We start from the raw sequence: 6,366 nt of genomic DNA, 5'->3' as shown, positions 1-6,366 counted from the left end.
AAATGAGGAAAAAATTCAAACCGAAGGTAAAGAAATTACGGATTACTTTAATTCAAAGCTTTATAAGGCAACTTTTAAGAAGTAATACTATATTGCCTGTGAGTTTAGCCACCGCCTTAGGGCGGTTTTTTTATGGGTGAGAATAATGGATTCTACAGAATACTTTTGGCTTACTCGGAAAAAAGAACCTAAAACCAAGCCTAAATCCAGACCGCTACCTAAAGCTACTCAAAAGTACTTAGAGGCAGAGGAAGAATTTACTGAAGCTTTAGACAATCTGGAAATTAAATACGAAAAGAAATTCCAGTTTAAATCAACAAAGCATTGGCGTTTTGATTTTCATTTAATTGAACATCGTATTTTAGTTGAAATTGCTGGCGGTCCCTGGTCAGGTGGACGAAAGGGCAAACTTAAAAATAAAGCTTGTAGTCTTGATCGTTACGATGTGGCTGAAGAGATGGGCTACACCGTAGTTCGCATAGAGACAGCTTCAAGATGCTGCATTGATGAGTCTGGACCTTTGCAGTTACGGACTGAATACGCTAGTGAATGGCTAAAAAATTTAAAGAGGCAAATATTTAATGGATCAGATCACACCATTTCCTCCAACTGATTTTATTGACCAAGCAGATGAAGAGGAAGCGATTCGCATAGTACCTGCGTCTGATTTAAAAAATTGGGTAGTTGCTAATTTTCTTACACTTGGTGGACCTTTACATAATCCAGATCATGACCATATCGCTGAGATGCTTCATGACAATGAGGGGTTTTTGGCTTCTGCATGGGCTTCTACTGCTTATACGAGAACTAAGCGCATGGTGCTCGGCCAATGTGAAAAGGTTATGTTTCAACAAGGCGGCTGGAAGAAAGCCCGTCAAGAGCAGCAAATGCGTGATTGGTTCGGTTTTGTTCCAATTTACTTAATCACTATCGATGCAAGCTTTTGTGAAAAGGCAAACGATAACGAGTTTTGTGCTTTGTTTGAACATGAGCTCTATCACATTGGTGTAGAGCGAGATTCGGACGGTGAGATTATTTACAGCGATCATACTGGCTTACCAAAGCACTATTTAGCTGGCCACGATGTGGAAGAGTTCATCGGTGTTGTTAAGCGCTGGGGAGCTAATGACAGTGTTAAGCGGCTTGTTGAAGTCGCTAAAAACCCGCCGTTTGTTTCTGATTTAGATATTTCTAAATGCTGTGGAAACTGTGTAATTACCTGAGCCTTTTGGCTCATTTTTTTTGCCATGTTTCCTTGACGTACCTTGACGGATAGAGAGAAATGGCGACATTAAACAAAAAGCAGAAACTCTTTATTGTACAATCGCTTGCTGTGTTTAACACCCCTCAAGAAACAGTAAGTCTCGTCAAGGAGGAATTTGACATTGATGTTTCGAGACAGCAGGTAGAGTCATATAACCCTACAAAGTTTGCTGGGAGAGATTTAAGTAAGGAACTCAAAGAAATTTTCGAAAATACACGGGAAGAGTATTTGAGTCAGCCACTAAATAAAATCAGTGGAGCAAATGACATTGTTCAGTTGAAGATTTTAAGTGATTTGCTTTGGACTAAAAAAACAATGTGACCATGACAATTAAGATCGTGGACCAAATACAAAAGATCATGAAAGGGTTTTATGAGAAGAAGGGGGAACAAAATAATAAAGGTGGTAATTCTGAAGCGAACCAAACTAAAGCTGAAGTAGAACTTGAGATTAAAAAACTTGAACTTCTGAAGTTACAACGTGAGGTAAATCCACCTGAAGAGGATTACAAGCTTGTGCTGAATCCTGATGAGGAGATACCAAATGAGCCAATGCTTTAATCCTCCAGAAGGTTCAGTTCAATTAACGCCTAAGCAAGCCAATATTTATTTGTGGGGCTGGCAAAAAGAAGCCCGATTACGTGATGCTGTTTGTGGCCGACGTTTCGGTAAAACATTCTTGGCCAAAGCGGAAATGCGAAGAGCCGCAAGACTAGCGGCTAAATGGAATGTTTCGGTAGAGGATGAAATCTGGTATGCAGCGCCTACCTTTAAGCAAGCAAAACGGGTTTTCTGGAAGCGACTAAAACAAGCTATTCCAGCATCTTGGCGAGCTGGTAAGCCTAATGAAACTGAATGTTCAATTACTTTAAGAAGTGGCCATATTATCCGTGTCGTTGGTCTAGATAACTATGATGACCTTCGTGGATCTGGTTTATTTTTCTTAATTATTGATGAATGGGCCGACTGTAAATGGGCTGCATGGGAAGAAGTGCTTCGCCCGATGCTTTCTACCTGTAAGTATATGGTGAACGGCGAACAGCGAGTTGGTGGCCATGTTTTAAGAATTGGTATGCCTAAAGGCTTTAACCATTGTTATGACACATTCATGGATGGTCAGCCAGGGCATGAACCAGACTGTAAAAGCTTTTCTTACACTTCATTACAAGGTGGAAATATTCCTGAGTTTGAAATCATTGTTGCTAAACGCAAAATGGATCCTAAGACATTTAGTCAGGAACATGAAGCAAGCTTTGAGAGCTATCAAGGTGTCATCTACTATTGTTTTAACCGGTTGCTAAGTGCATCAAGTGAAACAGTTAAGGTTAATGATGTTCTTCATGTGGGAATGGACTTCAACGTAACTAAAATGGCTGCTGTGGTATATGTTCGCCGTGGTGAGCATATGCATGCGGTAGATGAGTTCTTTAATCTATTCGATACTCCAGCAATGATTGAGGCTATCCAAGAGCGATATCCTAATCACGAGGTTGCAGTTTATCCCGATGCTTCAGGTGAGAATCGAAAGTCGAGTAATGCTAGTGAGACAGATCTGGCTTTATTAAGAAAGGCAGGTTTTAAAGTTCATGTGAATAGTCGAAATCCAGCAGTAAAAGATCGTATTAACTCAATGAACGGTATGCTCTGCAATACATTATCTGAGCGCAGATTATTCGTAAATGTAGATAAATGTCCTCACTTTGCTAAATGCCTAGAGCGACGAATCTATGATGATTATGGACAGCCGGATAAGAGTGCCGGTTTTGACCATATGAATGATGCAGGTACATATCCAATCGCTTATTTATTCCCGATCGACAAGAAATCTGTTGGAGTTCGAAGAATTCGCGGGATGTCTTAAACAATGCACCTTTACAGGTGATTTTTTATTGGTGTTTTTATGGCAGTTACTGATAAACATCCGCAGTATATTGCTGCACAAAAAAGCTGGTTGGTTATGCGTGACGCCGTAGCAGGTGAAGAGCAAATTAAACATGCACAAACTAAATACCTAGCTAAATCGGCCGGAATGATTGAGGCTGAAAAGCAAGGAGATACGACTGGAGAGATTTATAAAGCCTATCTAAGTCGCGCTCAGTATCCATTATGGGTTCAGGATTCATTACGCACGATGATTGGTTTATTTTCAAAGCTGGAACCTAACATCGTAATTGAGAGTTCTCTGTTAAAGGGTTTAATAGAGAATGCAACCAATGATGGATTTGGCCTTAAACAGCTCTTCATTAGAATTTGTCTTGAACTTCTAGTATTTGGTCGTTGTGGTTTGCTAGTGGATGTTGATTCCAATGGGGTTCCTTACTTTGCGCTTTATGAGGCGCTTTCAATCATTAACTGGAAGGAAAACAGCATTGGTGGGCGAAAAGATTTAAAGCTTTTGGTGCTCGTGGAGCAATTTGATAATAGTGAAGATGAATTTGGCCATAACAGGATTATTAGCTAATTTTAAGGTGTTGATATTATATGAAAAAGATTATTTTTTTAAGCTTAGTTCTTGGTTTGGTAGGGATTAATGGTTGCTCAAAGGTGGAAAAAGAGTCAAAAGAAGCTATCTTAAGCACCTTAAAAGATTCTGATTCAGCCCAATTCCAAAATATAAAAGGATATTGCGGAGAGGTAAATTCTAAGAATAGCTACGGTGGTTATTCAATTTGCAATAATTTGGGAAGCACACTGCACTCCAAATAAATTATCTTTAAAATAGCGCAATGAGTGTGTAAAGGATGCATATAATCAGTCTCTTATAATGGATGCAAGGCTTAAAGGGGTTTCCAAGGAAAGCTTAAGGAATGAAATACTAACAGACAAAAATGCATCAAAGGCAGAAATTCAAGAAGGCTTAAGAGATATTGATCGTGCGTATAACAGTAATTTCAAAGATAAGGGTCTATAGGCACAGGATGTTGTTGCTAAATGTGTAAAGTTGATTGATTAGTGAATTGGTAAAAAGCACCCTAGGGTGCTTTTTTATTTAGACAAAACGCACTTCAACATGTTTACCAATTGCCGCAGCATATTTTTGCAATGTGGCAATAGATGGTGATGGTTTGCCTGTGATCAATGCTTTTTCTAGCCGTGAAACGGCAGGTACATTTGTTCCCATGCGTTCCGCGATTTGCGCTTGGGATAGACCTGCCTCTCGAAGTGCAGTAAGTACCATATCGAGCAAGGGCATTTCTTCACGTTCAATTCGTTCGTATTCGGTACGCACTGCTGAACGAGATAATGCAAGTGCTTTCATTTCTTCATGTATTCGCATTTTTCACCTCTTTCATGCGGTCAAGTGCTAGGTTTAGATCTTGCTTAGGTGTTTTTTGGGTTTTCTTAACAAAACTATGGAGCATTACAATGCGTTTACCGACTAGTGTGCAATACATAACACGAGCAATACCTTCTTGAGATTTTAAGCGCAACTCAAATAGTCCTTTACTCATTGGTAATGTGTGAGATTCTCCTAAGTTTGCGCCGGGGGTGAGTCTATTACTTTACCCAGTGCATTATTTAATATAGTTCTATAGACATCCAAGCGTTCTTTGTAATTTTCAATAAACTTAGTCAACTCTATGTCATCAGGGCTAGTTAACTTACGAAAATGTTTTCACTTCCTATTATTTCACGAAAATCAAAGCTCATTGTGCAACGAATATAAATATAAGATGACTTTTAAATCAGCTTGTCTCTAATCTCGAATCCGCTAATATCCTCAAAAGCTATTTTTCTTGTCCATTTACTTCTTCAAATACACCTTTGTGGTTCAAAAGCATGTGTTTGATCGGTTGACCAGTGAGCTGATTAATATCCAAAAGATCATAAACCATTTGTTGTCCTAGCTGTTCACGCCGGACGGCTTCAACAATTTCCTGCATGTTTTGAAATTCTTCAAAACTCAGAACAACAGCTTCGGGCGTATTCTTCGTATAAACAAAAACAGGTTTATGACTTTCTTTGACACATTGAACAATTTTGCTCCAAGATTTGCGAACATCAGACGCAGAAACAATCGCACCGTTTATAAAAGTTAATCGACTCATATCTAAGACCTTATACTGGATGGCAAAAATTAAATCACTTTAGAATATTGTTCCGAATGTAAGAAAACGACCGTTATTTATTATGGGGCTATTATATATTTCTAAAATTAGTAGATGATATTTGTATGTAACTATATAATCTAAAAAAATAAATTTTAAATCGTGCAAATTAAAAATAGGGAAAGCTATGCTTACTGGAGTCTATATAAATAATGTTGCTACTTATAGTGTACCAACACAATTAGATGGTTTAAAGCAGATAAATTTTATATTTGGGGCAAATGGGTCTGGAAAAACTACAATTGTAGAATTATAGATCAACCATTAGGCTACACACATTGTTTACTTCAATGGCTTGGTGAAGAACCAATAAAAACTCTAGTCTATAATAAAGATTTTATTGATCGTAATTTCAATCAAGAAAATACCGTTAAAGGAGTTTTTACTCTAGGTGACGATCAAGTTGAGGCAGAAGGTCAAATTGCTTTATTGCGTCCACAAATGAGGGTGAATGGAAGCGTAAAAAACATCAGCCTGAATATCGTCGCCAATGGCGTAAATTACATATGGGTATAGATGCTAAAACCTTACAAATACGCGCTGTTCAGCTCACAACCAACAATGTGAGTGATTCACAGGTACTTGGTGATTTACTCGATCAGATTCCACAAGATGAGAGAGTTGACTCCGTCTATACCGATGGAGCTTATGATACCAAACAGTGCCGACAGGTCATTGCGGATCGGCAAGCACATGCAGTGATTCCACCAAGAAAAAATGCGAAGCCATGGAAAGATAAAAAGATGAGCTCGCTAGAACGCAATGAGTTGCTTCGAACAGTTAAACGTTTAGGAAGAACTATTTGGAAGAAATGGTCAGGCTATCATCGGCGAAGTTTGGTTGAAACCAAGATGCATTGCATCAAATTATTGGGGGATAAACTCAGTGCGAGAAATTTTCAAAGCCAAGTCAATGAGATTCATGCACGTATGGCAGTATTAAATAAATTTACGGACTTAGGCAGACCACATACCCGAGTTGTCACTTAAATTTG

8 protein-coding genes and 4 pseudogenes are annotated in these 6,366 nt (G+C 38.6%); 9 read left to right on the top strand and 3 right to left on the bottom strand.

What is annotated here, in order from left to right:
- Positions 1–145: 145 nt before the first annotated feature.
- The 6 genes and pseudogenes from MKL62_RS14885 (at position 146) to MKL62_RS14860 (ending at position 3,969) form a co-directional block, all read left to right on the top strand.
- Positions 146–613, top strand: a complete 468-nt coding sequence (locus MKL62_RS14885) for a hypothetical protein (RefSeq protein WP_032042733.1) — start codon at positions 146–148, stop codon at positions 611–613.
- Positions 582–1,223, top strand: coding sequence for a putative metallopeptidase (locus tag MKL62_RS14880; protein ID WP_021511117.1), 642 nt, complete (start codon positions 582–584; stop codon positions 1,221–1,223). Before MKL62_RS14885 ends, MKL62_RS14880 begins: the two co-directional genes overlap by 32 nt.
- Positions 1,224–1,282: 59 nt before the next feature.
- Positions 1,283–1,824, top strand: a pseudogene (locus MKL62_RS14875) (DUF2280 domain-containing protein).
- Complete coding sequence (locus MKL62_RS14870) at positions 1,808–3,124, top strand: phage terminase large subunit family protein (RefSeq protein ID WP_032042750.1); 1,317 nt, start codon at positions 1,808–1,810, stop codon at positions 3,122–3,124. The pseudogene MKL62_RS14875 and the gene MKL62_RS14870 overlap by 17 nt, the downstream one beginning before the upstream one ends.
- A gap of 39 nt (positions 3,125–3,163) precedes the next feature.
- Positions 3,164–3,706: pseudogene (locus MKL62_RS14865) on the top strand (DUF4055 domain-containing protein); the annotation flags it as partial.
- Positions 3,707–3,744: 38 nt separating this feature from the next.
- The gene (locus tag MKL62_RS14860; RefSeq protein ID WP_005130229.1) at positions 3,745–3,969 is read left to right on the top strand and encodes a hypothetical protein; all 225 of its coding nucleotides are present in this window, start codon (positions 3,745–3,747) and stop codon (positions 3,967–3,969) included.
- 283 nt (positions 3,970–4,252) lie between these two features.
- Here the strand turns inward: MKL62_RS14860 and MKL62_RS14855 are convergent, their stop codons facing one another.
- The 3 genes and pseudogenes from MKL62_RS14855 to MKL62_RS14845 all read right to left on the bottom strand — a co-directional run bounded on the left by MKL62_RS14855 (position 4,253) and on the right by MKL62_RS14845 (position 5,312).
- Positions 4,253–4,540, bottom strand: coding sequence for a helix-turn-helix domain-containing protein (locus tag MKL62_RS14855; RefSeq protein ID WP_109850684.1), 288 nt, complete (start codon positions 4,538–4,540; stop codon positions 4,253–4,255).
- Positions 4,527–4,736: pseudogene (locus tag MKL62_RS14850) on the bottom strand (type II toxin-antitoxin system RelE/ParE family toxin); the annotation flags it as partial. The pseudogene MKL62_RS14850 and the gene MKL62_RS14855, both read right to left, overlap by 14 nt.
- 255 nt (positions 4,737–4,991) lie before the next feature.
- Positions 4,992–5,312: a type II toxin-antitoxin system Phd/YefM family antitoxin gene (locus MKL62_RS14845; RefSeq protein ID WP_004704395.1), complete on the bottom strand. Its 321-nt coding sequence runs from the start codon at positions 5,310–5,312 to the stop codon at positions 4,992–4,994.
- Positions 5,313–5,499: 187 nt separating this feature from the next.
- Between MKL62_RS14845 and MKL62_RS14840 the strand changes: the two genes are divergently transcribed.
- The 3 genes and pseudogenes from MKL62_RS14840 to MKL62_RS14830 all read left to right on the top strand — a co-directional run.
- Positions 5,500–5,628, top strand: a complete 129-nt coding sequence (locus MKL62_RS14840) for an AAA family ATPase (protein ID WP_002123981.1) — start codon at positions 5,500–5,502, stop codon at positions 5,626–5,628.
- Positions 5,583–5,888, top strand: a complete 306-nt coding sequence (locus MKL62_RS14835) for an AAA family ATPase (RefSeq protein ID WP_306308260.1) — start codon at positions 5,583–5,585, stop codon at positions 5,886–5,888. The genes MKL62_RS14840 and MKL62_RS14835 overlap by 46 nt, the downstream gene beginning before the upstream one ends.
- A pseudogene (locus MKL62_RS14830) lies at positions 5,816–6,361 on the top strand (IS5-like element ISAba13 family transposase); the annotation flags it as partial. The gene MKL62_RS14835 and the pseudogene MKL62_RS14830, both read left to right, overlap by 73 nt.
- Positions 6,362–6,366: the final 5 nt, after the last annotated feature.

This window comes from Acinetobacter sp. AOR01_HL, from assembly GCF_027855455.1.
Classification (GTDB): Bacteria; Pseudomonadota; Gammaproteobacteria; order Pseudomonadales; family Moraxellaceae; genus Acinetobacter; species Acinetobacter baumannii.
The sequence above is the reverse complement of the archived record's forward strand: the minus strand, read 5'-3'. Positions and strand labels throughout refer to the sequence as shown.